The organism is Halodurantibacterium daqingense, assembly GCF_042666235.1.
Taxonomy (GTDB): domain Bacteria; phylum Pseudomonadota; class Alphaproteobacteria; order Rhodobacterales; family Rhodobacteraceae; genus Halodurantibacterium; species Halodurantibacterium daqingensis.
In genome coordinates, this window is record NZ_JBHTFQ010000038.1 from 1 (window position 1) to 1,018 (window position 1,018).

Consider the following 1,018-nt stretch of genomic DNA (forward strand, 5'->3'; position numbering starts at 1 on the left):
TCGCGTGAGGGATTCATGTTGTGAATCCAGCGTGGTAGCTGGGCTGCATGAGCAGCCCCACACCTCCAACCTACAAGACCAGGAACTGGCCGGCCTACAATGAAGCGCTCAAGCGCCGGGGCTCGCTGACGATCTGGTTCGACCCCGAGATGAGCTGGGATGCCGTGCCGACAGGCAGGCGTGGCCGACAGCAGACCTATAGTGATACCGCTATTCAGACGTGCCTGACGATGAAGGTTCTATTCGGCATGGCGCTGCGGCAGACGACGGGCTTCGTCGAGAGCCTGTTGCGGTTGGTCGGGCTTGGCTGGTCGGTGCCCGACTTCAGCACGCTGTCTCGCCGCCAGAAGACCTTGGCCGTGAACATTCCGTATCGCGGATCCAGAGGTCCGTTGCACCTGCTGATCGACAGCACGGGCATCAAGATCGAGGGCGAAGGCGAATGGCACGCACGCAAGCATGGTGGCCCCAAACGGCGGGTCTGGCGCAAGATCCACCTCGGGATCGACGAAGAAACACTGGAGGTCCGGGCTGTCGAGATCACCGGGAGCCACATCGGCGATGCGCCGGTGCTCCCTGATCTGCTCAGGCAGATCCCGGAGGACCAGGACATCGGGAGCGTCACGGCCGACGGCGCCTATGACACGCGCAAGTGCCATGATGCGATCGCCGATCGTGGTGCCCACGCCGTGATCCCTCCCCGCAAGAACGCGAAACCCTGGAAGACCATCACCGCCGGAGCCATGGCCCGAAACGAGGCCCTGCGGGCATCGAAGTATCTCGGCCGTGCCCTGTGGCGACGATGGAGTGGATATCACCGTCGGAGCCGCGTCGAGACGAAGATGCATTGTGTGAAACTGCTGGGCCAGCGGCTCATGGCACGGGACTTCGACCGCCAGGTCGCCGAGCTCCAGGTCCGCATCGCCGTCCTGAACGGCTACACGGCTCTCGGCATCCCTGTCACGGAAGCTGTGGGATAGGTCCGTCCGGGAAAAGGGGAACCCCGGCCATCAGCCCC

The 1,018-nt window shown here is 63.8% G+C and carries 1 protein-coding gene; it reads left to right on the plus strand.

Features of this window, described 5'->3' with window-relative positions; all coding sequences use genetic code 11:
• The first annotated feature begins 47 nt into the window (after positions 1-47).
• Positions 48-980 (plus strand): IS5 family transposase, encoded by a 933-nt coding sequence (locus tag ACFQXB_RS20305; protein WP_377407015.1) that lies wholly within the window; start codon positions 48-50, stop codon positions 978-980.
• The last annotated feature ends 38 nt before the right edge of the window (positions 981-1,018 follow it).